This window comes from Sinomonas sp. B1-1 (assembly GCF_050474465.1).
In the GTDB taxonomy this organism is placed as follows: Bacteria; Actinomycetota; Actinomycetes; order Actinomycetales; family Micrococcaceae; genus Sinomonas; species Sinomonas flava.
The window spans coordinates 15,104-38,971 of sequence record NZ_JBCHVF010000005.1 but is presented as its reverse complement, the minus strand read 5'-3'; the positions used below and the strand labels follow the sequence as shown (position 1 = coordinate 38,971).

23 protein-coding genes are annotated in these 23,868 nt (G+C 71.2%); 6 read left to right on the top strand and 17 right to left on the bottom strand.

Annotation, left to right across the window (positions count from 1 at the left end):
• Window positions 1–19: 19 nt before the first annotated feature.
• From ACQ5BE_RS09755 to ACQ5BE_RS09720, 8 genes are all read right to left on the bottom strand, one after another.
• Entirely contained in the window at window positions 20–2,047 is a 2,028-nt protein-coding gene (locus ACQ5BE_RS09755) for an acetoacetate--CoA ligase (protein WP_430296838.1), read from the bottom strand.
• A complete protein-coding gene (locus ACQ5BE_RS09750; protein ID WP_430296837.1) occupies window positions 2,044–3,150 on the bottom strand; it encodes a PEP/pyruvate-binding domain-containing protein in 1,107 nt (368 codons plus the stop codon). Before ACQ5BE_RS09750 ends, ACQ5BE_RS09755 begins: the two co-directional genes overlap by 4 nt.
• A gap of 26 nt (window positions 3,151–3,176) precedes the next feature.
• Window positions 3,177–5,063, bottom strand: coding sequence for a PEP-utilizing enzyme (locus tag ACQ5BE_RS09745; protein WP_430296836.1), 1,887 nt, complete (start codon window positions 5,061–5,063; stop codon window positions 3,177–3,179).
• A 28-nt stretch (window positions 5,064–5,091) separates the two neighbouring features.
• The gene (locus tag ACQ5BE_RS09740) at window positions 5,092–5,964 is read right to left on the bottom strand and encodes an HAD-IIA family hydrolase (RefSeq protein WP_430296835.1); all 873 of its coding nucleotides are present in this window, start codon (window positions 5,962–5,964) and stop codon (window positions 5,092–5,094) included.
• On the bottom strand, window positions 5,961–7,454 hold the full coding sequence (locus ACQ5BE_RS09735; RefSeq protein ID WP_430296834.1) for a pyruvate/oxaloacetate carboxyltransferase: 1,494 nt from the start codon (window positions 7,452–7,454) through the stop codon (window positions 5,961–5,963). The genes ACQ5BE_RS09740 and ACQ5BE_RS09735 overlap by 4 nt, the downstream gene beginning before the upstream one ends.
• Window positions 7,454–8,863 (bottom strand): acetyl-CoA carboxylase biotin carboxylase subunit, encoded by a 1,410-nt coding sequence (locus ACQ5BE_RS09730; RefSeq protein WP_430296833.1) that lies wholly within the window; start codon window positions 8,861–8,863, stop codon window positions 7,454–7,456. The genes ACQ5BE_RS09735 and ACQ5BE_RS09730 overlap by 1 nt, the downstream gene beginning before the upstream one ends.
• Entirely contained in the window at window positions 8,860–9,387 is a 528-nt protein-coding gene (gene accB / locus ACQ5BE_RS09725; protein WP_430296832.1) for an acetyl-CoA carboxylase biotin carboxyl carrier protein, read from the bottom strand. The genes ACQ5BE_RS09730 and accB overlap by 4 nt, the downstream gene beginning before the upstream one ends.
• Before the next feature lie 129 nt (window positions 9,388–9,516).
• Window positions 9,517–9,903 carry a low affinity iron permease family protein gene (locus ACQ5BE_RS09720; RefSeq protein WP_430296831.1) on the bottom strand — a complete coding sequence of 129 codons (387 nt, stop codon included), beginning with the start codon at window positions 9,901–9,903 and terminating at the stop codon, window positions 9,517–9,519.
• A gap of 172 nt (window positions 9,904–10,075) precedes the next feature.
• Between ACQ5BE_RS09720 and ACQ5BE_RS09715 the strand changes: the two genes are divergently transcribed.
• Entirely contained in the window at window positions 10,076–11,038 is a 963-nt protein-coding gene (locus ACQ5BE_RS09715) for an aldose 1-epimerase family protein (RefSeq protein ID WP_430296830.1), read from the top strand.
• Between the two features lie 23 nt (window positions 11,039–11,061).
• Here the strand turns inward: ACQ5BE_RS09715 and ACQ5BE_RS09710 are convergent, their stop codons facing one another.
• A complete protein-coding gene (locus ACQ5BE_RS09710; RefSeq protein WP_430296829.1) occupies window positions 11,062–11,547 on the bottom strand; it encodes a MarR family winged helix-turn-helix transcriptional regulator in 486 nt (161 codons plus the stop codon).
• A 100-nt stretch (window positions 11,548–11,647) separates the two neighbouring features.
• Here ACQ5BE_RS09710 and ACQ5BE_RS09705 point away from each other — a divergent pair, with 100 nt between their 5' ends.
• Entirely contained in the window at window positions 11,648–12,712 is a 1,065-nt protein-coding gene (locus ACQ5BE_RS09705; RefSeq protein ID WP_430296828.1) for a sodium:calcium antiporter, read from the top strand.
• 45 nt (window positions 12,713–12,757) lie between these two features.
• Here the strand turns inward: ACQ5BE_RS09705 and ACQ5BE_RS09700 are convergent, their stop codons facing one another.
• The 5 genes from ACQ5BE_RS09700 to ACQ5BE_RS09680 all read right to left on the bottom strand — a co-directional run bounded on the left by ACQ5BE_RS09700 (window position 12,758) and on the right by ACQ5BE_RS09680 (window position 16,929).
• Window positions 12,758–13,231 carry an SRPBCC family protein gene (locus ACQ5BE_RS09700; RefSeq protein ID WP_430296827.1) on the bottom strand — a complete coding sequence of 158 codons (474 nt, stop codon included), beginning with the start codon at window positions 13,229–13,231 and terminating at the stop codon, window positions 12,758–12,760.
• 108 nt (window positions 13,232–13,339) lie between these two features.
• Window positions 13,340–14,494 (bottom strand): MFS transporter, encoded by a 1,155-nt coding sequence (locus tag ACQ5BE_RS09695; RefSeq protein ID WP_430296826.1) that lies wholly within the window; start codon window positions 14,492–14,494, stop codon window positions 13,340–13,342.
• Between the two features lie 78 nt (window positions 14,495–14,572).
• Window positions 14,573–15,013, bottom strand: a complete 441-nt coding sequence (locus tag ACQ5BE_RS09690) for a VOC family protein (RefSeq protein ID WP_430296825.1) — start codon at window positions 15,011–15,013, stop codon at window positions 14,573–14,575.
• 44 nt (window positions 15,014–15,057) lie between these two features.
• Window positions 15,058–16,134, bottom strand: a complete 1,077-nt coding sequence (locus ACQ5BE_RS09685; RefSeq protein ID WP_430296824.1) for a phosphotransferase family protein — start codon at window positions 16,132–16,134, stop codon at window positions 15,058–15,060.
• Between the two features lie 3 nt (window positions 16,135–16,137).
• On the bottom strand, window positions 16,138–16,929 hold the full coding sequence (locus ACQ5BE_RS09680) for an IclR family transcriptional regulator (protein WP_430296823.1): 792 nt from the start codon (window positions 16,927–16,929) through the stop codon (window positions 16,138–16,140).
• A gap of 289 nt (window positions 16,930–17,218) precedes the next feature.
• Here ACQ5BE_RS09680 and ACQ5BE_RS09675 point away from each other — a divergent pair, with 289 nt between their 5' ends.
• Complete coding sequence (locus tag ACQ5BE_RS09675) at window positions 17,219–18,109, top strand: hypothetical protein (protein WP_430296822.1); 891 nt, start codon at window positions 17,219–17,221, stop codon at window positions 18,107–18,109.
• Here the strand turns inward: ACQ5BE_RS09675 and ACQ5BE_RS09670 are convergent.
• Together ACQ5BE_RS09670 and ACQ5BE_RS09665 are read right to left on the bottom strand one after the other, a co-directional pair.
• Complete coding sequence (locus ACQ5BE_RS09670) at window positions 18,000–18,728, bottom strand: HD domain-containing protein (protein ID WP_430296821.1); 729 nt, start codon at window positions 18,726–18,728, stop codon at window positions 18,000–18,002. The genes ACQ5BE_RS09675 and ACQ5BE_RS09670 overlap by 110 nt on opposite strands.
• Before the next feature lie 67 nt (window positions 18,729–18,795).
• A complete protein-coding gene (locus ACQ5BE_RS09665) occupies window positions 18,796–19,419 on the bottom strand; it encodes a HutD/Ves family protein (RefSeq protein WP_430296820.1) in 624 nt (207 codons plus the stop codon).
• Between the two features lie 127 nt (window positions 19,420–19,546).
• Between ACQ5BE_RS09665 and ACQ5BE_RS09660 the strand changes: the two genes are divergently transcribed.
• Both ACQ5BE_RS09660 and ACQ5BE_RS09655 read left to right on the top strand, forming a co-directional pair.
• Window positions 19,547–20,563 carry a zinc-binding dehydrogenase gene (locus tag ACQ5BE_RS09660; protein WP_430296819.1) on the top strand — a complete coding sequence of 339 codons (1,017 nt, stop codon included), beginning with the start codon at window positions 19,547–19,549 and terminating at the stop codon, window positions 20,561–20,563.
• A gap of 13 nt (window positions 20,564–20,576) precedes the next feature.
• The gene (locus tag ACQ5BE_RS09655) at window positions 20,577–21,650 is read left to right on the top strand and encodes a tellurite resistance/C4-dicarboxylate transporter family protein (protein WP_430296818.1); all 1,074 of its coding nucleotides are present in this window, start codon (window positions 20,577–20,579) and stop codon (window positions 21,648–21,650) included.
• An 89-nt stretch (window positions 21,651–21,739) separates the two neighbouring features.
• On the opposite strand, the gene ACQ5BE_RS09650 is transcribed toward ACQ5BE_RS09655, so the two are convergent.
• Window positions 21,740–22,978, bottom strand: a complete 1,239-nt coding sequence (locus ACQ5BE_RS09650) for an MFS transporter (RefSeq protein ID WP_430296817.1) — start codon at window positions 22,976–22,978, stop codon at window positions 21,740–21,742.
• Window positions 22,979–23,094: 116 nt separating this feature from the next.
• Here ACQ5BE_RS09650 and ACQ5BE_RS09645 point away from each other — a divergent pair, with 116 nt between their 5' ends.
• Window positions 23,095–23,844, top strand: coding sequence for an IclR family transcriptional regulator (locus ACQ5BE_RS09645; protein WP_430296816.1), 750 nt, complete (start codon window positions 23,095–23,097; stop codon window positions 23,842–23,844).
• The last annotated feature ends 24 nt before the right edge of the window (window positions 23,845–23,868 follow it).

Sequence of the window (23,868 nt, the reverse complement as noted above, 5' to 3'; positions counted from 1 at the left end):
GCTCTGCTACTCGGCACCACTACTCGGCGCCGAGCGCCGCACGGATCGCCGCGACGGTCGCCGCGAGCCCGTCCGGGTCCACGAGCACCCCCTTGTCCACGACATCCTCCGCCGCCGCCCCCAGGACGATCCGCTTGAGCGGGACCTCGAGGCGCTTGCCGATCGAGGAGCGGGGGACGCTGGGCACCGTCAAGATCACGTCGGGCACGTGCCGCGGCGAGAGCTGCGATCGGATGAGCGACTTCAAGGACGCCACGAGCGCGGCTGGTTCCCCGCCCGGCTCTCTCGGCACCACCGCGAGCACGAGCTTCCCCATCCCGCTGCCGTCCTCGAAGTGCAGCACCATCGAATCGGCCACTCCGGGCGCCTGGTCGAGCACCGCGTAGAACTCCGCGGTCCCGAGCCGCACCCCGCCGCGGTTGAGCGTCGCGTCGGAGCGCCCGGTGATCATCCACCCGCCGTCGCCGGTGTGCACGAGCCAGTCGCCGTGGCACCACACGCCGTCGAACGTGTGGAAGTACGAGTCCCGGTAGCGCTGCGCCCCGTCCGGCCCCCAGAACCCCGCGGGCATGGACGGCATCGGCTGCCGGACCACGAGCTCGCCCGGCTCGCCCACCGGCGCGGGCCCTCCCTCCGGAGACCACGCCTCCACATCCGCCCCCAGGGCCCGGCAGGACATCTCCCCGGCGCGCACCGCCGTGAGGAACGTCCCGCCTACGAACGCGGTGCACACGTCCGTCCCGCCAGAGGTTGGGCCGAGCAGCACCGTGGGGGACACGGCGTCGTACACCCACTCCGCCGCCTCGGCGGAGAGCGGCGAGCCCGAGCAGTTGATCTCCCGCAGCCGGCTCAGGTCCCAGACCCCGCCGGGGCGCAGCCCGGCCTTCGCGCACGCGGCGAGGTACGCCGACCCGGAGGCCAGGTACGTCGCGCCGGTCTCGGCCGCGACCGCCCACTGCGACCACTCGCCGTCGAGCGCGGGCCATCCCGGGTCCCCATCCACGAGCACGAGCCCGCACCCGGTCAGCAGCGAGGACACCATGAGCGTCCACACCATCCACCCCGTGGTCGTGTACCAGTAGGCGAGGTCCTCCGGCCCCAGATCGAACTGCAGCGGGATCGCCTTGGAATGCTCCAGCAGGATCCCCCCGTGCGAGTGCACGATCGCCTTCGGCCTCCCCGTGGTCCCCGAGGAGAACAGCACCGTCAGCGGGTGCGCAAATGGCACCGGCACCGCCTCGAACGCGCCCGCCTCGGAGCGCAGCGACTCGTACGTCTCGACGCCGCCCGGCACCTCAGCATTCGGGTCGAGGTAGCGCAGGAGCACGACGGCGGTCCCCGGCAGCGCCGCGCGGATCTCCTCGAGCTCGGCGAGCCGCAGGACATCGCGTGCGCCCCACCGGTACCCGTCCAGGGCGATGAGCAGCTTCGGATCCAGCTGCCCGAGCCGGTCGATCGCACTGCGCGGTCCCATCTCCGGCGGCACGGCGGCCCACACGAGCCCCAGGCCGGCGGCGGCGAGGTACGCGGCAAGGGCCTCGGGCGTGTTGGGCAGGTACCCCGCCACGCGGTCGCCGGCCACGAGCCCGAGCCGCCGGTACCCCGCCTGGAGGCGCCCGATCTCCTCGATGAGCCGGTTCCCGGTCCAGTCGATCGCCGCCCGCGTCTGGCTGCGGGCCTTGAGCACGACGCCGTCGCCCCGGTCACGCAGGGCCCTCACCACGTGCTCGGAGTAGTTGAGCGTGGCCCCGGGGAACCACTCGGCCCCGGGCATCTCCCGCCGCCCGAGCACCCGCTCCGGCGGGGTGTGCGCGATGATCCGCGACTCGTCCCAGACGAGCTGCCAGAAGCCCTCGAGGTCCTCCACGCTCCAGGCCCACGCGTCCTCGTAGTCGGCGAACGTGCGGCCCGTTGCCTTCTCGGCCGTCAGCAGGAACCGGCCCAGCCGGGTCTGCGGCCACTCGTCCTTGCCCGGGGCCGGGCGCAGGAGGCTGCCCTGCCCGGTGCCCGCCCTCGGCGGGGTCTCCTGTCCGGCCGTCGTCGTCATCGTGCCCTCGAGGCCGAGTGCTTGTGGGCGAGGTCGTGCGTGTGGCCTGCGGCCGCGGCCGCGCCTCCGGAGATGGACCCGGTGATCCAGGACATCATCCCGGCGGAGGCGTCGAAGGCGGGCTTGCGCTCGGCGCCGCTCCACACGGTTTCCGGGCGGCACTGGAGCAGGACCAGGTTGGATCCCTCGGGCAGCTCCTCGTCGACGGCGAACTCGATGTCCTGTGCCGAGCCGTGGATGCGCTCGAGCCGCTTGCCGAGCTTCGCGAGCGCGGTGACCTCGGCGTCGTCGAGGCACAGGGTCCGGTGGCGGGACTCCTCCACCGGGGTCGGCGCGGCGCCGGTGCGGTACTCGATCCGCTTGTCCCCGGGGGTGCGGTCCGCGATCTCGAGGCCGATCTTGTCCACGAGGAACCGGTCCGGGGTGACCTCACCGCCCACCACCGCGAGGCCCAGGCCCCAGCTGGCCTCGAGGACGATCTTGGAGCGGTCCCCGCTGGTGGGGCTGAGGGTGAACATGACGCCGGCGGCCCGCGCCCGGACCACCTTCTGCACCACGACGGCCATCTCGATGGTGCGGGGATCGAGCTCCTGCTCGATCGCGTAGCCCAGCACCCGGGGCGCGAAGACGCTCTCGTAGCACTTGAGGAGGTGCGCCAGGACGTCCTCGGCGCCGCGGATGTCGACCCAGGTCTCGAATTCGCCGGCGAACGAGGCCCCGGCGGAGTCCTCGGAGGTGGCGCTCGAGCGCACGGCGACCGAGACGTCGTCGAGCCCTGTCGTGGTGCACAGCTCCGCGTAGGCTGCTCGGACCGCCTCGGCGAGGTCCTGCGGGATCGCGGTCTGGCGGACGGCCTCCATGAGGGCGTTGCCGGTGCGCTCGAGCGCGGCGAGGTCGTGCGGGTCGAGCGGGTCTGCGAGCAGGCGCCCGATCGTCTCGCCCAGGCCGGTGGCGGCGAGGAAGTGGCGGTAGGCCTCCGCGGTGACGGCGAAGCCGGGTGCGACCGGCAGCTCGTTCGCCGTCATGTCGGCGAGGCTCTTGGCCTTGCCGCCGGTCTCGCGCACGTCCCGGCAGGCGGGGTCGGTGAAGGTCAGCGTGAACATCGTGTCTCCTCTGGGTGTCTTCCGGCTCAGACGAGAGCGGTGTCGGACTGGGCGGCTTCCCCGGCGTCCCCGGTGTCCCCGGCGCCCGCGGCGTCGAGCAGCTCGACAGTGCCCTTGCGCCCGTCGATCCGCACGCGCTGCCCGGTGGTGAGCCGCGCCGTCGCGAATCCGGTGCCGACCACAGCGGGGAGCCCGTATTCGCGGCACACGATCGCGGCGTGGCACATCATGCCGCCGATGTCCGTGATTACGCCCGCGGCCACCGAGAACGCCGCGGCCCACGAGGGCGCGGTGATCGGCGCGACGAGGATCTCGCCCGGCTGCAGCTGGGGCAGGTCGTTCTCGGAGCGCAGCACGCGCACCGGGCCCTCCACGACGCCCAGGGAGCCGGGGATGCCGTTCAGGCCCGCGGCGGACTCGTCCGAGGAGCCGAGCCAGTCGTTGACCCGCTCGGTGGTGACGCCGTAGTTCATGACCGCGAACGGGTCCGTGACCTGCTCGGGCGGGATGCCGTAGGCCGGGGCTGCCGGGACGGACTGGAGCGCCGCGACGATCGGCTTCCGGCGCTCGATCTCGGCGGCCCAGCGCTTCCTGCCGCGCGCCTCGACCCCGATCGCCCACGAGTCGACCACGTCGAACAGGACCTGGTCCACCTCGAACCGGTTCAGGTAGTAGAAGTCCTCCTTCTCTGCGAGGAAGCCCGCCGAGACGAGGAACTGCGCGAGCTCGTCGGCCTTCTGCCAGAAGACGTTGTGGGCCCAGTGCTCCACGTAGATGTTGTGCTCCTCGATATACGGGAACACCTTGCGCGCCAGGCCGAGCAGCTCGTCGAACTGGGCCGCCTCCGCTGGGGCCAGGAGGGCGCGGTACTCGTCGACGATCTCGTCGCGCTCCTCGCGCAGCCGCTCGATCGGGCGGGAGATGTCCTCGCCCGCGGCGATCTTCGTGGCGTAGCGGGAGATGTTCTTCAGGGGGACGGAGAGGTCCTGCGCCCACGTGACCTGGTCGTGGGTGAAGCCGTACTCGGTGAAGTAGTTGAACCACGGGTCCTTCGCGGCTTCGAAGGCCGCGATCCACTCGTCCCCGCGGGGAGCGGCGGCGATGCGGCCGAGGACCTCCTGGGGCGAGCCGCCGGCGTCGAGCGCCTCAACGAGCCCGAGCTCGTTCGCCTTGGCGGCGAGCGCGCGCAGCTCGTCGTCGGGCCGGAACGCGAGCACGTCCACGCCAGCGACCATGCGGGAGATCTGCTGCTCGGTGATGAGCGGGAACGCCTGCTTGCAGAACTGGAAGAACGTGATGTAGCCGCCGTAGCCGAGGTTGAGGAACTCGAAGTGGTACTGCCAGATGGCGAAGAACTCGTCGATGAGACGGTGGTAGTTCTCGATCACGGCCATGGCCTCCGAGCGGCCCTTGGCCTCGAAGACGACCTCCTTCGGGTCGTACTCGGTCAGCGCCGGGAACGAGACGGTCGCGAGCGACTGGATGGCCTGGTCCATCTTGGCCTTCCACTTCCCGTACAGCTCGTCCCAGTTCGCGTAGTAGTAGCCCGCACGCTCCTGGAAGACGGCGGCGCGCGCCTGGATCTGCGCCGGGTCCGTCACGGCGAGCGGGGAGATGTAGACGTAGCCGTTGAACATGCGCACGTCGAGGCCCAGGGAGACAGGGAGCGCGAAGATGCGCGTGCTGAACGTGCCCACGCCGAGGTACACGGCCTCCGCGCCGATGCTGTCGAACGGGTGGGCGCCGCGGGACCAGTGCATCGTGTCGGCGAACCAGAACTGGCCGTCCTCGTGCGCCTGCGTCTCCTCCGAAGGGACGAGGTAGTACGGGTACATGGACTGCCAGCCCTCCCCGCCGGCGGGGGCGGAGGCCTCGGAGAAGAACGGGAAGCGGCGGGCGTTGTCGAGGGACATCGTGGGTTCCTTACTTCGGTGGAAGGAGTTACGGGGTGGGGACGACTGGGGTGGTCAGGAGGGCGTGAAGGTCGGCGACGCCTGGGAGGGCGAGGTCGGGGACGTCCGGGCCGGCGCGCTGCGCGAGCTTCTCCGGCGTCGTGGACCCGGTGAGCACGAGGACGCTCACGGCGCCCATGCTGCGGGCCAGCTGCGTCTCGACGATCGCGTCGCCCACGACGGCGACGGCTTCTGGCTGCAGCACTGTCCCTGCGGACGACGGCGCGCCGATCCTGTGCATGAGCGCCTCGCCGAGCGCCGGGGACGGCTTGCCCAGGACTGTGGGCGTGACGCCGGCGGCCCAGCCGATGGCGTGGGCCACCGCGCCCGAGACGACGAGCGACTTCCGGATCCCGCCGTGGAACCAGGGCACGTCCACGGTCGTGTAGAGCGGCGCCCCGGCGTCGACCGCGAGGGCGGCCGCATTCAGCTGCGCGCCCGTGTAGGCATCGTCGGCGCCCACGAGCACGACGTCGGCCAGCTCGCTGTCGGCTGGATCTGCCAGCGTGTGCTCGCTCGCCGCGAGGGGCTCGGTGATGCCGGCCCCGCCGACGGCCAGGACGCGGGCACCGGGATGATGGATTGAGAGGTAGTCCGCGGCGGCCGAGCCGGCCGTGACGAAGTCCTCGTCCGGCACGTCGATGCCGTGCCCGCGCAGGTGCTCGGCGTAGACGCGCGGTGGCTGCTGGGACGCGTTCGTGCACACGAGCACGCGGTCCCCGCGCCCGTGCAGGAACGCGACGAGCTCCGCGGCGCCCGGCATGGCCTCGCCGCCCGCGCCGCCGGCCTTGGCGGTGCGCATGAGGCACCCGTCGACGTCGAGCACCCAGGCGCGGACCTGGTCGAGTGGGTTCGTGGTCATGCGGTGGCCTCCTTGGCGGCGTTCTTGGCAGCACGGTTGAGCGAGAACGCCGTGTCACCGCTGCTGACGGAGACCGAGAGGCCCGACGACGGCGACCCCGCCGCCGCGATGAGCCCGGCGAGCGTGGCACTCGTCGAGTCGGTCTTGGCGGCGACCATCCGGTCCACCTGCTCGGCCGGCATCACAGCACGCAGGAGCAGTTCCTCGTCGCCGAGGTGGATGCCGAACTGCTGCCGGAGCCCCTTCAGGGTGACCTCGTCGGCGTCGTCCGGCTTCTCCCGGCCCCGCGGGGTGGCGAGGGCCCGGTCGAGGAGGTCCTCGCTGACCTTGCCGGGCAGGGCGCCGAAGTCGCCGCGGAGCAGGTCCACGACCTCGTTGGAGATGGTCCTGTAGCGCTCGCCGGAGATGACGTTGAGCGCGGCCTGGGCCACGATGTACTGCGCGAACGGGGTCATGACGATCGGCCAGCCGAGGTCCTCGCGGACCTGGAGGGACTCCTCGATGACGGCGTCGAACAGCTCGGGGCGGCGGATCTCGGCGAGCTGGCGGCGCGTGGTGGACTGCACGCCCCCGGGGATCGTGTGCCGGTAGTAGGCCTCGTCGTACTGCGCGGGCTGCCCTTGAGGGAGCCGCTTGATGCGGGCCTGCCGGGTCAGGTACTCCGATGCGCGGTCCATGGCCGTAACGTCCACGGCCACCTCGTGCCCGCGGGCGCGCAGGTTCGCGACGAGCTGCTGTGCCCTCGGGTGCGAGGCCCCGTCCGCGAGCGGTGGGAGCGCGCAGTGCAGCGTCGGCACGCCGAGGTCCGCGGCCTCCAGGAGGGTGATGGGCGAGAGGCCCGTGGTCGAGTGCGAGTGGACCTCGCGCAGCTGCGGGCCGTCCGCGGCGCGACCGAGCGAGGCCTGCAGCGCCGGGACGAGCGTGCGGACGCTGTCCGGGGTGAGGATGCCGGAGGGGTCCTTGAGGTACACGCCGTCGATGTCCGGGCTGTCGCTGAGCTCGCCGGCCTTCTCGGCGAAGTACTCCGGCGTGTGGACGGGGCTCATCGTGTAGCAGACCCCGCCGATGACCTCCTCGAAGCCCACGCGCTTGGCCATCGCGGCCGTGCGCTTGGCGCCCTCCATGTCATGCATCGGGTCGATGACCCACAGCTTCCGGACCCCGTTGCGGGCCAGGAGGGTGAAGGCGAGCTCGAACACCGCGTCCGGCGTGCGGCCGAACGTGATGAAGCGCTTGCCCGTGGTGAGGAAGCCGAGCTGGGTGTTCGGTGCGAGCTGCCGCGCGGTGCGGATCCGCTCCCAGGGGTCCTCGGCGTGGTAGCGGACGGCCGTGGCCATGAGCGTGCTCGAGACGAGCTCGAGCGTGCGGTAGCCGACGGCGTCGAGCAGCGGGGCGACGCCGCGCACCATGCGGGTCGTGATGCCCGTGGCGCCCCACAGGCTCTGGTTGCCGTCGCGGAGCGAGACGTCGACGAGGCTGATCTTCGCCATCAGTGCACCCCCGCCTCAGCGTGGAGGGAGCTCGTGCTCTGCATGACGTCCTCCAGATGGTCCGTGAGCCAGTGGGTCGTGACGCGGTTAGTGCGGTAGTCGGGGTGCCCGAGGATGCGGCGCAGGAGCGGGAGCGAGGTGGTCAGCCCCTCGATCCCGAAGCCCGCCAGCGCCGACTCCATGCGCTCGATCGCCGCGTCCCGGTCCGGGCCCCACGCGATCTGCTTCGCCATGAGCGCGTCGTAGTAGGGCGGGAACAGGTACCCCTCGTAGATGTGGGTGTCGAGGCGGAGCCCGCCACCGGTGCTGGGGCGCCAGCGGGTGACGCGGCCCGGGCTCGGTGCGAGGCCGCGGTCCGGGTCCTGCGCGGTGATGCGGCACTCGATCGCGTGGCCTGTGACCACGACGTCGTCCTGGGTGACGGAGAGCGGCTCGCCGAGGGCTGCGAGGATCTGCTCCCGGACGAGGTCGACGCCGGTGATTGCCTCCGTGACCGGGTGCTCCACCTGGAGGCGGGGGTTGACCTCGAGGAATGCGAGCTCGTCCCGGGCGGGGTCGTAGAGGAACTCGACGGTGCCGAGGCCCACGTAGTCGAGGGCGTCGGCGAGGCGCAGGGCGCTCGCGTGGAGCAGGCGGCGGGTGGCCTCGGGCAGCGCCGCGCAGGGAGCCTCCTCGACGGCCTTCTGGTAGCGGTACTGCACCGAGCACTCGCGCTCGCCGAGGTGGATGCGGTGCCCGTGGCGGTCGCCGAGGACCTGGACCTCGACGTGCTTCGCATCCTCGACGAACCGCTCGAGGAACACGGTGCCGTCGCCGAAGCTGGCCTCCGCCTCGGCCGAGGCGAGCTGCCAGGCCTCGAGGAGCTCCGCATGGCTGCGGACCAGCTTCATGCCGCGGCCACCGCCGCCGAACGCGGCCTTGATCAGCACGGGGAAGCCGATCGAGTCGGCGAGGTCCGCCACCTCGCGCTCCGCGGCCGCCGTGCCGCCCTTCGAGACCGGGACGCCGTTCGCCTCCGCGAGGCGACGGGCGGTGAGCTTGTCGCCGAGGGCCTCGAGGGCCTCGGGCTGCGGGCCGATGAACGTCAGGCCCTCCTCGGCGCACAGCCGGGCGAAGGCAGACTGCTCGGAGAGGAAGCCGTAGCCGGGGTGCACCGCGGTGCAGCCGGTGGCGACGGCGGCGTGGACCACGGTGTCCATCGCGAGGTAGGAGTCGCCGGGGCGGGGGCCGCCGAGCACGACGACGCGTCCGGCCCGCTTCGCCGCGAGGGTGTCCCTGTCTGCGGCCGAGACGCCGAGGACGGTGTCGAAGCCGAGCCGGTCGCAGGCCTCGATGAGGCGGACCGCGATCTCGCCGCGGTTCGCGATGAAGATCCGGTGTGCCGCGCGCTCGGTGGCGGGCGAGGTCATGCGGACTCCCGCACGGCGAAGAGCGGCTGGCCGAACTCGACGAGGTCGCCGTCCTTCGCGTAGACCTCCGCTACCGTGCCGGAGACCCCGGCCTGGACCGAGTTCATCAGCTTCATGACCTCGACGATGCAGACCACGGCGTCCGGCTCGACCGTGTCGCCCACCGCGACGAACGCCGGGGAGCCCGGCTTGGGGGAGGAGTAGAACGTTCCGAGCATCGGCGCGGTCACGACGGCGTGGCCGGCCTCGGGCGTCGAGGGCGCCTGTGCCGCTGGCGCCGACACCGCCCTGAGCGCGGGGGCGGGGGAAGGCTGCGCCGAGGCCGCGGCGGCGGGTGAGGCGGCGGCGTCGTGCGCGGCCTGAGGCGCGGCGTGGGGTGAGGGAACGGCGGGGGCCGCGTCGGCGAAGTGCCCGCCGCGCGAGACCCGGAGCCGGAAGTCTCCCTTCTCGAAGGAGAAGTCGGTGAATTCGGTCTTGTCGAGCTGCTCGATGACGGCAGCGAGCTCTTCGAGGTCAAGGTCCACGGGGCAGCGCCTCCTTGCGTTGTGGCGGGGATCACTTCTCCAGAACCGTAGAATGTGATTCCTGCCATCGCAACGGAAACTTTCAAGATTCCTATCAAAGGAATCTCAGTTGGCCTTCCCGCGCTGCTGCTACGAGCCGTCCGTGTCGCCGGCCTCGTGCTCGAGGCGGTGGCGCTCCCGCTCGAGTTCCTTCTCGCCCTCCTCCTCGGCTTCGTAGAGCCTCGAGTTCGTGATCTGCAGCTCCCGCATCACCGCATCGAGCTTGATGTGCAGCGCCGCGGAGTCCCGGTTCTGGGTGTTCTGGATGATGAACACCATCAGGAAGGTCACGATCGTCGTGCCGGTGTTGATCACTAGCTGCCAGGTGTCGGAGAACCCGAGGAACGGCCCCGAGAAGCCCCAGAGGACGAGAATGGCGATCGCGGCCGAGAAGACCCAGGGATGCCCGAGCACCTTGGAGGTACGGGTCGCGAACCGGGTGAAGAAGTCCTGGCGGTGTGTCGTCTCGTTGTCCATGGCCACATCCTGCCCGACCGAGGTGTCAGTTCCCTGTGGCGGGGGCTCCGTTGCGCGCTTCATGTCTGCTGCTCACCCCGCCGCGCGAGGTTGCCACTGATTGTTTTCCCAGGTCTTTTGCGGGTATGCAACCATTGCGTTTTCTTCATGCATGCGAGGAAAGGGACACGCGATGGATTTGACTCCCGGAAGGGCCGACGAGCGCCACCTGCCGTCAGGCCGTCAGGTCACCCTTGCGCACGCCGGCTGCTCTGCAGCCATCACCGAAGTGGGGGCCTCGCTGCGACGCTTCGAGTGCGAGGGCCGAGACGTCCTGGACGGCTACACCGAGGATGAGGTGTGCACCGGGGCCCGCGGCCAGTCGCTCATCCCCTGGCCCAACCGCATCCGCCAGGGGCGGTACAGCTGGGGTGGGCGCACCGAGCAGCTCGCGCTGACCGAGCCGGAGAAGGGCGGGGCCATCCACGGCCTGACCCGCTGGGCAAATTGGCGGCTCGAGCAGCTCAGCGAGGGCGCGGCCAGCTTCGTCCACACGCAGCACGCCTGCCAGGGGTGGCCGTGGGTGCTCGAGTGCCGGATCGAGTACCAGCTGGACGATTCCGGCCTCTCCGTGAGGACCACCGCGGTGAACCGGAGCGCGGGCCCCTGCCCGTACGGGACCGGCGCGCATCCGTACCTCACCGCGGGCACGCCGTCCATCGACCCGGCGCGGGTGCAGGTCCCCGGCGGCGTCTACCTGCCCGTCGACGACCAGGGGATCCCCACCGGACGACGCCGCGTGGACGGCACCGCCTACGACCTGCGCGAGATGACGGTGCTCGGCGACCGCCGGATCGACGTCACCTACACCGAGCTGGCCCGGGACGACGACGGCCGCGCCCGGGTCCACATCGAGGGCCCCGACGGAACGTGGGGCGCGGCGCTGTGGGCCGACGAGGCCTACCCCTACTTCGAGATCTTCACCGGGGACACCCTGCCCCAGGAGGACCGCAGGCGCACGGGGCTCGGCGTGGAGCCGATGACCTGCGCACCCAACGCCTTCAACTCGGGCGAGGGCCTCATCGAGCTCGGGCCGGGGGAGTCGCACACCGCGGTTTGGGGCATCGAGCCGCGGCCCTCGGGCAGGAGGGGATGAGCGCGGACGCCGGGCAGGGCCGGTCAGCCGTCGAGGCCGAGCGTGAAGCGCCCGTCCTCGGTGCCGGATCCGCCCGCCGCGTCGGCGAACGACGCCATCGCCGCCGCGACCTCATCCCGCGAATCGGCCGGCATCCGCCCGATCACCTCGGCGATGGCCTGGCGGCGGTGCTCGAACACCGTCTCGACCAGTTCCTTCCCCTCGGGGGTGAGGTCCAGCTGGAGGAAGCGCCGGTCAGAGGGGTCGTCCCGCCGGCTCACCAGGCCGGCGACGACGAGTCGGTCACAGGTGCGGGTCGCATTGGACGCATGCACTCCGAGTTCCCGGGCCACCGCGCCCAGGTTCTGGGGCCCATGGAGGGCGAGGAGCACGAGGACCCGCAGCTGCGGGGTGGTGACCACATCCTCGACCTCGGCCACGGATGCCGCAACCACCCTCAGCAGGACATCCGCTGCGCGCAGGACAGCATCCACCTGCTCGGCTCTCCCCACGCCCCCGGTCTTCTCCATGTTCCCAGTATCCGTTGACCCGTTGCGAATCCGCAAAGTTTGCGGAAGCTTCTGGGTCAGCAAGATCACCCCCATCCTCTCAAGAAAAGGAGATTCGCCCATGTCGTCCTGGCCCCTCTGGGCGCTACTGCTGCTCTTCGTTGCTGCCGCCGCCGTGATCTGGCTGGCGGGCATCCAGCTCTCCAAGCAGACCGACATCCTCGACGTGAGGCTCCACCTCGGCTCAGCCCTCGGCGGCCTGATCCTCCTGGCCGTCGCCACCAATCTCCCCGAGATCGCCATCACCGTCAGCGCGGCCGTCTCCGGCAACCTCGGGGTCGCGGTGGGCAACATCCTCGGCGGCATCGCGATCCAGACCGTCGTCCTGGTGGCCTTGGACGCCTTCGGGACCAGACGGGGCGACCCCCTGATGTACCGAGCGTCCTCCCTCACCCTCGTCATCGAGGCGGTCACCGTGGTGGGCGTCCTCGGGGTCGTCATCGCCGGGAGCCAGATGCCCGCGGGCCTCGTCGCCTTCCGTCTGACGCCTGCGGCTGTCCTGATCACCGCGGTATGGGTCGTGGGACTCCTCGCCGTGCGGCGGGCACAGAAGGGCCTGCCGTGGCACGAGCAGGGCAACGCCCCCGGCGCGCAGGACAAGGCGCAGGGGCACAGCAAGGACCCCGGAGACGGCAGTCGGGGCACGAAGACCAGCACGGGCCGGGCGGTACTCATCTTCTCGGCAGCGGCCGTGGCGACCCTGGTCGCAGGCGTGGCTTTGGAGCGCAGCGGCGACGAGATTGCCGGCCACATCGGCCTCTCCGGGGTCCTCTTCGGCGCGACCATCCTTGCCCTGGCAACGTCCCTGCCCGAGATCTCGACCGGCCTGCCCTCCGTGAAGCAGGGCGACTACAAGCTGGCGGTCAGCGACATCTTCGGCGGCAATGCCTTCCTCCCCGTGCTGTTCCTGGTCGCGGTGCTCATCTCGGGCACACCGGTCCTGCCGCAGGCGCACAACACGGACATCTACCTGACAGCGCTCGCGATCCTGCTGACTCTCGTCTACGTCATGAGCCTGATCTTCAGGCCCAAGCGGCGGGTCGCGGGCATGGGCGCGGACTCGTTCATCGTGCTGGTCCTCTACCTGCTCGGCGTCGCGGGGCTTTTCGCCGTCGCCTCTGGGTAGCCGCCACGGGTGAGATGGGCAGGAGCGCCAGCCGCCCGAGCGCGGTCACGTCCCGCTTCCCTGCCGATCCGTGCGGTGCTCGCCGCTCTCCAGCCGCCGCTTCAGATTCTGGAGGCTCTTGGGCGCCTCCCTCGCCGCCATCCTGCGGATCAGGGGCGCGAGGAACTTCCCGAGCCCGCGGCCGGCGAAGTCGAACGACAAGGTCACCCGCGAGCGGTTGGTGTCGCCACGTGGCTCGACAGTCACCTTCGCCAGCAGGCTTACTGGGCCGCCGATGGTGCGCGCGGCCCAGGTCCTCGGCTCATCGACGTCGATGATCTCCTGGGTCGTCGTCCGCTGCATGCGCCCGACCCGGCGTGTGGTGACGAACCGCGATCCCACGCCGCGCGAGCCGGCATCGTCGCGGCGTGCGCTCACGACGTCGAGCTGCCACTCCGGGAACTGCAACGGGTCCGTGATGTAGGAGAACACCTCCTCGACCGGACGTGCAATGTCGATAATCAAGACGATCGGCATCATGTCGATTCCTCCTCTTTTCGGCCCCCTACCAGACTGCCGCAGTTCCGGGCGGATGTGGCCTGTGGAGACACCTGCGGCCGGCGCCGGACCGCCGTGAGACGTCGGAGCTCACCCCGAGCGCCGCGTGGAGAGCCGGCGCCCTGCCACCACGAGCACGACGGCGAGCACCAGCCCCGCCGCGCCGCTCACCAGCAGCGGCACCCGCCCGGCGTCGCCCCATGCGAGCCCGGCCCAGATCCCCGCAACGAGGATGCCGCCGCCCGTGAGCCCCTGGAAGAGGCCCTGTGCCCTGCCCTGCAGCTGTGCGGGGGCGAGGGTCGACACCCACGCCTTGCCCACGCCGTCGGTCGCGGCCGTGAACCCGCCGTACACGATGAGCACGGGGAACACGAGCGCGGGGTCGTCGATGAGCCCGAGCCCGAGGTACCCGACCGCGAAGAACACCAGCCCGGCCGCGAACACCAGGTGCCGCGGCACCCGGTCGGACAGCGCTCCGGCCGGGTAGGACAGGGCCGCGTACGCCACGTTGTACAGGATGTACGCCCCGATCACGCCCTCGGTCGAGAGTCCCAGCTCGTGCGCCCGCAGCAGCAGGAGCGCGTCCGGGAAGTTCACGAGCGAGAACAGGGTCAGGCCCCCGATGAGCAGCCGCAGCCGCGCCGGCAGCCGGCCCGCGGCACCCGGGTGCGGGGCCGCCGTCGTGCGTTGGCCCGCCCCGCGCACGACGCCGGCGGACGCCGCCCGCTTCTCCCTCACCGCGGCGACGAGCAGCACCGAGAGGACCGCGGGGATGACCGCGATCCACAGCAGGGGCGGGATCTGCCGGTTGAACAGCTCGTAGAGGATCAGCCCCAGGGACGGTCCGACGACGGCGCCGAGCGTGTCCGCCGTGCGGTGGAAGCCGAAGACGCGGCCGCGGTTCGCCGGATCGGCTCCGTCCATGAGGAGCGCGTCGCGGGGGGCGCCGCGGATGCCCTTGCCGAGCCGGTCGACGCAGCGGGCTGCGAGGACCACGGGCCAGGTCGTCGCGAGGGCGATGATGAGCTTCCCCACCGCCGCGAGACCGTAGCCGGCGGCGATGAGGCGGCGCTTCGAGGAGCGGTCGGCGAGCCGGCCGGCCCAGATCTTCGTGAGGGACGCCGCGCCCTCCGCGGCGCCCTCGACCGCGCCGACCACCGCGGCGGGGGCGCCAAGGACGATCGTGAGGAAGATGGGCAGGATCGGGTACAGCAGCTCGCTCGCGGCGTCCTGGAGGAAGCTCACCCCGGAGAGAGTCGCGACGTTGCGCGTGAGCCACCTCGGACGGCGTGCCGCGTCGGTCCGGGGTCGCCTCACGAGGGGTCAGCCGATCTGCTCGGCCAGGGCGACGATGATGCCCGCGGGTCCGCGGAGGTAGCAGAGGCGGTAGATGCCCTCGTACTCCGCCACCTCGCCGAGGAGTTCGGCGCCGTGGGCGCGAAGGCGGGCCAAGGTGTCGTCGATGTCGTCCACGGCGAACATCACGCGGTGCAGGCCCAGCGTGTTGGGCGGCGGGGCCGGCGGCTGAGCGGCCATGGCTGCGGGGTGGTGGTACTTCGTCAGCTCCAGCCTGCCGTGGCCGTCCGGGGTCGCCATCATCGCGATGTCGCTGCGCACGCCGTCGAGCCCGACGGTCTGGTCGGCGAAGAGCCCCTCGATCGAGGCCCGGCCGTCCACCTCCATGCCGAGCTCGGTGAAGAACGCGACCGCCGCGTCCAGGTCGTCGACGACGACGGCGACATTGTCCATCCGCTGAAGGGCCACAGGATCACCTCTCGCTGCTCGCTGGTTGAACCACCCCCAGTCTGTCAGTGATCGAGGGCACGGTGGGCTGCATCGAGCAGGAGATCGGCGAGGGCGACGAGTTCGCCGAGCGATTCCCGAGCCGGCTCGTCCGGCCTGCTGCCGCGCCGGATCGGACGGTGCCGCTCCGCCGCGTCTGCAAGGTCGGCGATGAGCTTCCAGCGCAGGGCGACCGCGGCGTCGAACCCGCGCCGGACGTCCTTCGCGGAGACCGAGGGGTCCTTCTCGCGCACGCTCTCGGTGTACGCCGAGACGGCGCTGTCGAGGACCGAGGCCACTACGGAGGCCATGGCGTCGCCGCGGCGGACCGACGAGAACAGCAGGGAGGCCAAGTCCGCGCCCACCGCGCCCGGTCCCGCCGATTCCCAGTCGATGAGCACCGTGGTACCCGAGGACACGAACACGTTGGCGCCGACCGCGTCATGGTGGCACAGCGTCTGGGGCAGCGACTCGAGGATGTCCCGCACGCGCGGCTGCGCGGCGATCAGGTCGCGCCCCGCCGCGAGGCGGTACCCGAGCAGGGCGACGACCTCTCGGCTGACCGTGCTGAGCGATTCGAGCCCGGCGGGGACCGCTTCCGGCTGGCTGTGGCGGTCAACCCAGCCGGTGAACAGCCACGGCTCCGCGGGCACCCGCCGGTGCCAGCTGCCGGCCATGGCGCCGAGGTCCCCTGCGGCGGCCAGGAGGGAGGCGGCGTCGAGCGGCCGCGCGCCGTGGTGAACGACCTCCTCCAGCCAGAGGGCGAGCCTGCCGCCGTCGCCGGCGTGGGAGCCGTAGAGGCGCGGCGCCCGGACCGACGGGGCGAGGCTATCCAGCAGGCCGCTCGAATAGGCAGCGAACTCCCGCGCCCCGTTGTCCAGCAGGTACCGCTCGGCGAGCCCGGGCCCCTCGGTGGTCTTCTCGATCAGCGACCACGGGCGGCACCCGCCGTCCACGCGGGCGCGCCCGTGGACGCGGCGGACCGTCCGGTGCGCGAGGAACGCGTCGTAGTCCAGCGCCTCGGAGCGCACGTCCTCGAGCCCGTCGACTTCGCATGCGAGGGCCGCAGCGACGGCCGGCCGCAGGTCCGCCTCGCCGGGCACCGCTCACCCCCCGATCTTCGCGCTGGCTCGGAGGGTCTCGAGGGGGATGTGCGCCGTCGCCCGCTCGATCTGCGCCGAGATGCCGCGCAGCGTGGGCAGGTGGCGGAGCATCGTGCCGGCTTGGGAGGACAGGACGACGATCCCGAGCCCGGCCCCGATCCGTCCCGTGTGGAAGACGGGCACGGCGATCGACGCGGAGCCCAGGCGCATCTCCTCGGCCGTGGTCGCGTAGCCCTGGTCGCGGATCTGGACGAGCTCCTCGGCGAGGCGCGCCGGGTTGACGTGCGTGTACGCCGTGGGCTGCTCGAGGTGCCGGTGGAAGTATGCGTCGCGGACCCAGTCCTCCTCGTAGGCGAGGATCACCTTGCCGACGGCTGTCGCGTGCATGGGCAGGCGCCCGCCCACGCGGGAGGCCCGCGGGACGCGCCTGGTCCCGTAGATGCGGTCGATGTAGAGGACCTCGTGGCCCTCCCGGATCGCGAGGTGCGCCGTCTCGCCGGTGAGCGAGAAGAGATCCTGGATGAACGGATGCGCCGTGTCGCGCAGCGCCCGCCCGGCGTTCTGGCCCAGCTCCCACAGCCGAAGCCCGAGCTGGATGCGGCCCTGCGGGTCCCGTGCCAGGGCACCCCACTCGACCAGCTCCGCGACGAGCCGGTGGGTGGTGCTGAGCGGCAGGTGGGCTGCCTCCGCGAGCTCCGAGAGGCTCAGGGAACGGCGCCCGGACTCGAACGCGAACAGGATCGCCAGCGACTTGGACGTGACCGTGCGGCCCGGCTCGTTGCTGCCGCCCGCCATCGCGCCTCCCGCCCCTGCCGCTGTGCCGCCGCTCGGCGTCCTGAGCCCGGCGCTGGCGCGCCCGCTGCGGCTAGGGCAACTCTAGCGCCGCCCGCTCTCGGACGTGTCGCGTCGAGAAAGTGGGGGACAACATTCGCTGCTTTTCCTGTAATCGTCACGTGGAGCGGACCTCTTGCACCTTTTCCATTCGCGAGAGTTAATCATCGCCATGGACAAGGTGAAGGCGTGGATCGAACTGCTTGGCGGATGGTCCTTGGGCCGGCGTCCTAGGACCTCTGACTCTCGTCACATGCTCGGATCCTGGGCGGCGAGGGCAATGCTGGGTTTTGTGATCTTCGAGTGGGTCGTCCAGCTCGGGTGGAAGGGTCACGGCGCGTATAGCTACATAGCGAATTACATCAGTGACCTCGGCGCGACCCAGTGCGGGGACCAAGGCAATCCGCCACGATATGTGTGTTCGCCGTCTTTCGCGGCAATGGATCTCGCCCTCATCTTCATCGGTGTAAGCGTCGTCGTGGCTGCGTGTCTCATCACGTCACCAGTGCTCTGGATCGCGGCGCACGCCGGCGACCTGGAGCTTGCCTACAGAGATGTCCGCCGCGGGGAGAAGAGCGGGAAGCTCAGGATCGAGCACACGGCCCTTGCGCGCGTGACCACGCTCGTCATCCGTTGGTCTCTCGTTCTCACCGGCCTTGCCATCGTCCTCATTGGCGCATTCCCTGAAGACTACGTTTCTACTGTCCACGTGGGTGCCGTCGGAGTCCTTCTGGCGGGCATCGTCATTTCCCTCGCCGCAATAGGAGTTCTCTGGTTCAAGCGCACCAATGCGAGCATTACGTTCTTTGTGCTGGCGATCGTCGCCGTCACATCAGCCGTATCGATGGTCCTATATCCCAGCAGTGATCTTTCGGGAACCTTCGAACGCGGCGTTATTTATTCTTTTGTTGCCGGCATGGCGATTCTTGGCTTCATGGTTAGCGTCGCCGCGCATCATGAGCGTGACGGCCAGCTCCAGCCGCGCGTGGGGCAACCTTGGGCCGTCCGTAGCGCTGATCGCCTGGTGACAGCGTTCAAGCGGCAGGGCCAACGTCCCCCAACTCTAGCGCCGCCCGCTCCGGCCACAGGTTCGCGGACTCGATCGCCGCGAGGCCCCTCGCGAGCGCCTTCGCGGCGTCCGTGAACAGGTGCGCGTGCACACGCGAGCTGCACAGCCGCAGCGCCTGACCGCGGTCCAGCCCGAACCAGTCCATGACCGTGTCGATGCCGTGCGGGGTCAGCCGCCAGACCTTGTCAGCGTCCTTCACGATGGCGTCCTCGACCGAGATCGCCTCGCGCCGCGAGTCGTGGCCGTCGATGATCTCGACGATCCGCGCCGCGCGCTCCGGGGGCACGCCTGCCTCGGCGAGGATGCCCTCCGCGAGCCGGGCGCCCTCCTTCTCGTGCAGCAGCACGAGGTCAGGCCGCCCGCCGCCGGGCGCGATCGCCTCGAGCACCTCGGCGGCCGGCACCCGCGACCAGCCGATGTCGTGCAGCATGATCGCCGGAAGCACGACGCCGGCCTCCGCCCCCGGGTGCGCTGCCAGCAGCGAGCGCGCGATCGCCACCGCGTACAGCGTGTGGGCGTCGTTGCTGCGCACCCCCAGATGCACGACGGCGCGCGGCCAGATCCGTGACAGCTCGCCGTCGAGCCCGTGGTCGCCGGTCTCGGCGAGGCCGAACACCCCGTCGGCTTCCGCGGGAATCGACGAGGCGACCTCCCGGCCGACGTGGTTCACGGCCGCCGTGCGCTTCAGTGCCATGGTGCCAGTGGACCGCGCCGCGCGTGCTCGCCGCCACCCGCGGCTTCCACTGGGCGGAAGCGGTCAGCTAGTCGGCCTCAGGGGAGTCCGCGGGGGAGTCGGCTTCGAGGGAGACCACCGCGAAGAAGCCCCGGCCGGACACCTCGACCGGCAGCTCGCCCTCCTCTGCGGCACCGGCGACCACGGTGTCGTACCGCCCGAGGGGAGTGCCGCCGTCGTCCGCCGGGCCCGCGCCCGAGGCGGCGGCGTCGCCCTGGAGGAGGACGCCGAGCTGGCCGGCCGAGAGGGGCAGGGAGCGTTTCTTGGAGAGCTCGAGGATGGTCACGTAGCCGGTGAACGCGCCGCGGCGGGTGATGAGGTTGAGGTTGCGGATCGAGCCGGTGGGCAGGACCGCGCTGGCGGGCGCACCGCCGTCGAACCGGAACGGGCGGAAGCGCTCGAGGCCGTGCTCGCGGCCGTCCACGGTCAGGACCAGCAGCTCGCCCTCCACCACTGTGAGCACGCGCTCCATGCCCTCGAAGGCGGAGAAGTCGCCGGCGCGCTCGACGTCCGCGATGCTCAGCCGCCAGCCCCAGTCCTCCTCTGAGGCGGGGGTGCGCTCGGGCCCGCTCGCGATCTCGACCGTCGTTCCGCCGCCGTTGCGCCACTTCTCCGGGCGGAGGTCGGCGAAGCGGATGATGTGCGCGGGCATGGGCGTCCTTCCGTCGGTGCTCCAAGGCTACGGGGCCCAGGGAAGACTCCCCGGCCGTTTCCCGGGCGGGGCTATGATCGCCCCGTCGGCGACGAGGGCCGGGGTTTGACGAGGACAGGGGTGAGGCGTGAGGCAGGCAGTGATCACCGGGGTGGGCGGTCCCGAGCGGATGGCCCTGCGCGGAGGCCCGGATCCGACGCCGCGGGGACGGGAGGTCCGGATCCAGGTGCGGGCCTCGGGGGTCAACTTCGCGGACATCCTCGCCCGCAAGGGCCTGTACCCGGACGTGTCACGGTTCCCGGCGGTCGTGGGCTACGAGGTCTCGGGCGTGGTGGACGCCGTGGGGCCGGAGGCAGACCCGCGGTGGGAGGGGCGCGACGTCGTCGCCCTCACCCACTTCGGCGGGTACACGGACATGGTCTGCGTCCCGCAGGAGCAGGTATTCGAGAAGCCGTCCCGGCTGTCGTACGCCGAGGCCGCGGCCATCCCGGTGACGTACCTCGCCGCGTGGCAGCTCATGGTGGTCATGGGCTCCCTCTCGGCGGACGAGACCGTCCTGATCCACAACGCCGGCGGGGGAGTGGGGCTGGCAGCCGTGGACATCGGGCGGCACGTCGGCGCGCGGATGATCGGCACCGCGAGTGCCCGCAAGCACGCCTTCCTGGCCGAGCGGGGCCTCCATGAGGCCATCGACTACACCACCCAGGACTGGCCCGAGGAGGTCATGCGGCTCACGGGAGGCCGCGGCGTCGAACTCGTTCTGGACCCCTTCGGCGGCCGCCACTGGAAGCAGAGCTACAGGGTGCTCCGGGCGTCCGGGCGGCTGGGGATGTTCAGCGTGGCCGGCTCGGTCTCGTCGAGGCTGCCCGGGAAGCTCAAGCTCCTGGGGCTCGTGGCGCGCCAGCCGCTGTTCAACCCCATCCCGCTCATGAACCGGAACCTCGGCGTGTTCGGCGTGAACCTCGGGCACCTGTTCACCGAAGGCGAGAAGGTCCGCGGCTGGGCGACAGCCATCCTCCAGGGCGTCGACGACGGGTGGGTGCGCCCGCACGTGGACCGCACCTTCCCCCTCGCGGACGCGGGGGCGGCCCACGCCTACCTCGAGGCGCGGGGCAACACCGGAAAGGTGGTCCTGGTCCCCTGACTAGACTGCGGGCATGAGCGCTGCCCCTCCCCGTGAACCTGTGAGTTCCCGCTATGCGGAGGCGGTCCAGACGCTCACGCCGGGGTACTTCGCGCTCGTGATGGCCAGCGGGATCATCTCCGTGGGCCTCGAGCTCGAGGGGTTCGGGGTGCTCTCCGCCGTCCTCCTGTGGATCTGCGGTGTCGCGTACGCGGTGATCCTCGTGCTGAACCTCATCCGGCTGACCCGCTTCCGGGACGCCATGGCGCGGGACTTCATGGATCCGGGCCGCGCGTTCGGGTTCTTCACGTTCATCGCGGGCACCGATGTCCTCGGCGTGCGGCTCGGCATGGCCGGCTGGTCAGGGGCGACGGCGGCGCTCCTCGCCGTGGCGGTGCTCGCCTGGGTGGTCCTGGGCTATGTGGTGCCGTGGACCGCGGTGCTCGGCCGGGACGAGCGGCCCGTAGTCAGGGACGCCAACGGGACGTGGTTCATCTGGGTGGTGGCGAGCCAGTCCGTGGCGGTCGCGGCGGCGTCGCTCGAGCCCGGGGTGGGCGACGAGTGGCGCTCGGCCCTGGCCCTGACCGCCGTGGTCGCCTGGTCCGTGGGCCTCATCCTCTACGCGGCGGTGGGGATCTTCGTGTCCCTGCGGCTCATGACGTACCCGATCCGGCCCGAGGACCTGCGTCCGCAGTACTTCGTGGCGATGGGCGCGATGGCGATCAGCGTCCTCGCCGGGGCCCGGATCGTGGAGATGGCCGGTGCGCCGATGGTGGACGCGACGCGGGGACTCGTGGCCGGCTCCTCGGTGGTGTTCTGGTCCTTCGCCTCGTGGCTGTTCCCTGTGCTGGTGGCCGCGGGATGGTGGCGGCACTTCGTCCACCGAGTCCCGCTCGCCTATGAGCCGGGCCTGTGGAGCGTCATCTTCCCGCTCGGCATGTACGCCGTCGCCGGGATCTACCTCGGCCGGGCTGACCACCTGCCGATCGTCGCCACGATCGGGCGCGCGGAGCTGTGGGTGGCGGTTGCGGCGTTCCTCGCCGCGTTCGCCGGGATGCTCTGGCACCTGTGGGCCACCCTGGTGCGCCCGCGCCCCTCCGCCGTCTGAGGATCACCTTCTGGAGGTTACCTCCTGGGGGTCACCTCCTGGGGGTCACCTGAGGTGACTCTCAGGAGGTGACCCCCAGAGGGAAGGCGTCAGAGGTCGTTGCGGCCCGGGACGACGTGCGGGACGGCGACGAGTGCGAACACGGCCAGCACGGCGGCCGCGGCAAAGACGTAGAAGCCCCACGGGTACGCGATGCCCAGCGTCACGAGTGTGCCCGTCACGGCCGGCCCCAGGATGGCGCCGATCCGGCCCACCCCGGCGGAGAAGCCGAGCGCGGTGCCGCGGAGGTGCGCCGGGAAGATCTGCGAGACCCAGGCGTAGACGAGCACCTGGGCGCTGAACACGAACACGCCGGTGACGAAGACGGCCGCGTTGAGGAGGAGCTCGTTCTGCATCTTGATGCTCAGGAACGCCAGCAGCACCGCGGAGACCCCGAACCACATCAGCACGATCCGCTTGGCCCCGTGCTTGTCCGCGAGCCAGCCTGCGAGCACGAGGCCCGCCACGGCGCCGATGTTGAGCACGAGCAGGAGCGTGAGCGACGAGCTGAGCGAGTACCCGGCCTCGGCCATGAGGGTGGGCAGCCACGTGTTGAGGCCGTAGACGAGCAGGAGGCCCATGAAGGAGGCGACGGCGATCCCGAGCGCCACGAGCGGGTACGGCTTCTGCAGGAGGCTCTTGAAGCCGACCGGCTGGGACTCCTCGGCGACCTCGGCAGGCTCGAGCGTGCCCTCGGGTGCGGCCTTCGACGGCAGCGATTCGGGGAGCTTGAACCACAGGAACGGCACGAGCGCGAGGCCGGCGAGGCCGCCCGCGATGAACATCACGCGCCAGTCCGGGATGACCATGAGCGCGAGGAACGCCGTCGCGACGGCGCCCACGTGGTACCCGGTCATGGTGCGGGTCGTGTTCGAGGCGCCGGAGCCGGCCGGGGCGTAGTCGTTGATGTAGGCCAGCGCAGCCGGGAGGCAGGCGCCCAGGCCCAGGCCCGCGAGGAGCCGGAACAGGCCGAAGAGCGCGACGTTCGGCGCGATGACCACCGCGAGGGTGAAGACCGAGAACCACGCGACGCACGCGATCAGCAGGCGCCGGCGGCCGAACCTGTCGGAGAGCGGCGCGATGAACAGCGCGCCGAGGCCCACGCCGACGAGGGAGATGGTCGCAGCGAATGTGGCGCCGACCGGGTCGAAGCCGAGTTCCTTGGTCTTGAGCAGCGTGGGGATCACGGCGCCGAGGACCACGAGGTCGAAGCCATCGAGGACCATGGCGAGCCAGCAGAGCCACACCGGCCACTGGGATTTCTTCGAGGACACGGGGGTCTGGGGCATCATTGCATCGTTCCGCACCTGAGAGGTGTATCACCGCGCCGTGTCGTGTGCGACACTGAGATCCATTCAATGGAATCTGGTTGGACCAGGGCGGGCGCGACAGGAGCGAGGCGGAGATGGCGAATTCGACGACCGGGGACTCGGTGGTGGACCGCGTGGTCCGCATCCTCGAGGCCTTCCCCGAGGGCGTCAGCTCGCTCCCGCTCGGCGAGCTCTCGGCCCGCGCCGGGCTCCCGCTCACGAGCGCGCACCGGCTCGTCAAGCAGCTCGCCGAGCACCGACTCCTCGAGCAGGCCCCAGGGGGCAAGGTGCAGCTCGGCCTGCGGCTCTGGGAGCTCGTGAACCGGAACTCGCCCACCCTCGTGCTGCGCCAGGCGGCGCTGCCCTTCATGGACGACATCCACCAGGTCCTCAACCAGAACGTGAACCTCGCGGTGCTCCAGGGCGACGACGTCCTCTTCGTCGAGCGGCTCTCCCGCAGGGGGTCCGTGGCCAACCGGGCCAAGGTCGCGGGCCGCATGCCCGTGCACATCTCCTCCGCCGGCGTGGCGATCATGTCTGCGCAGCCGCCGCACGTCCAGGCGGCCTACCTCGCGCGCTTCCGCGACCCCACGGGGAGGACGACCGCCGAGCATGTCCGTCAGATCCTCGCCGCGGCCGCGACCCAGGGCTTCGCGGAGCTCGCCGGCGTGGTCGACCCCGACACGTGGGGCATCGCCGTGCCCATCCACGACCGCCAGCGCCGGCCTGTCGCGGCCATCGGCGTCGTGGTCCCGCTCGCCGAGGTACGGATCCAGCAGCTCGTCCCAGCGCTCATGACGGCGGCCCGGGGCATCGGCAGGCAGCTCGGCGAGCGCGCGCAGTAGGCGGCCCGACCGCGCGCGGCGGGC

Coding starts and splice junctions, on each gene's coding strand:
- ACQ5BE_RS09755 (WP_430296838.1), bottom strand. CDS start 2,047: ATGACGACGACGGCCGGACAGGAGACCCCGCCGAGGGCGGGCACCGGG.
- ACQ5BE_RS09750 (WP_430296837.1), bottom strand. CDS start 3,150: ATGTTCACGCTGACCTTCACCGACCCCGCCTGCCGGGACGTGCGCGAG.
- ACQ5BE_RS09745 (WP_430296836.1), bottom strand. CDS start 5,063: ATGTCCCTCGACAACGCCCGCCGCTTCCCGTTCTTCTCCGAGGCCTCC.
- ACQ5BE_RS09740 (WP_430296835.1), bottom strand. CDS start 5,964: ATGACCACGAACCCACTCGACCAGGTCCGCGCCTGGGTGCTCGACGTC.
- ACQ5BE_RS09735 (WP_430296834.1), bottom strand. CDS start 7,454: ATGGCGAAGATCAGCCTCGTCGACGTCTCGCTCCGCGACGGCAACCAG.
- ACQ5BE_RS09730 (WP_430296833.1), bottom strand. CDS start 8,863: ATGACCTCGCCCGCCACCGAGCGCGCGGCACACCGGATCTTCATCGCG.
- ACQ5BE_RS09720 (WP_430296831.1), bottom strand. CDS start 9,903: ATGGACAACGAGACGACACACCGCCAGGACTTCTTCACCCGGTTCGCG.
- ACQ5BE_RS09715 (WP_430296830.1), top strand. CDS start 10,076: ATGGATTTGACTCCCGGAAGGGCCGACGAGCGCCACCTGCCGTCAGGC.
- ACQ5BE_RS09710 (WP_430296829.1), bottom strand. CDS start 11,547: ATGGAGAAGACCGGGGGCGTGGGGAGAGCCGAGCAGGTGGATGCTGTC.
- ACQ5BE_RS09705 (WP_430296828.1), top strand. CDS start 11,648: ATGTCGTCCTGGCCCCTCTGGGCGCTACTGCTGCTCTTCGTTGCTGCC.
- ACQ5BE_RS09700 (WP_430296827.1), bottom strand. CDS start 13,231: ATGATGCCGATCGTCTTGATTATCGACATTGCACGTCCGGTCGAGGAG.
- ACQ5BE_RS09680 (WP_430296823.1), bottom strand. CDS start 16,929: ATGGCGGGCGGCAGCAACGAGCCGGGCCGCACGGTCACGTCCAAGTCG.
- ACQ5BE_RS09675 (WP_430296822.1), top strand. CDS start 17,219: ATGCTCGGATCCTGGGCGGCGAGGGCAATGCTGGGTTTTGTGATCTTC.
- ACQ5BE_RS09670 (WP_430296821.1), bottom strand. CDS start 18,728: ATGGCACTGAAGCGCACGGCGGCCGTGAACCACGTCGGCCGGGAGGTC.
- ACQ5BE_RS09665 (WP_430296820.1), bottom strand. CDS start 19,419: ATGCCCGCGCACATCATCCGCTTCGCCGACCTCCGCCCGGAGAAGTGG.
- ACQ5BE_RS09655 (WP_430296818.1), top strand. CDS start 20,577: ATGAGCGCTGCCCCTCCCCGTGAACCTGTGAGTTCCCGCTATGCGGAG.
- ACQ5BE_RS09650 (WP_430296817.1), bottom strand. CDS start 22,978: ATGCCCCAGACCCCCGTGTCCTCGAAGAAATCCCAGTGGCCGGTGTGG.
- ACQ5BE_RS09645 (WP_430296816.1), top strand. CDS start 23,095: ATGGCGAATTCGACGACCGGGGACTCGGTGGTGGACCGCGTGGTCCGC.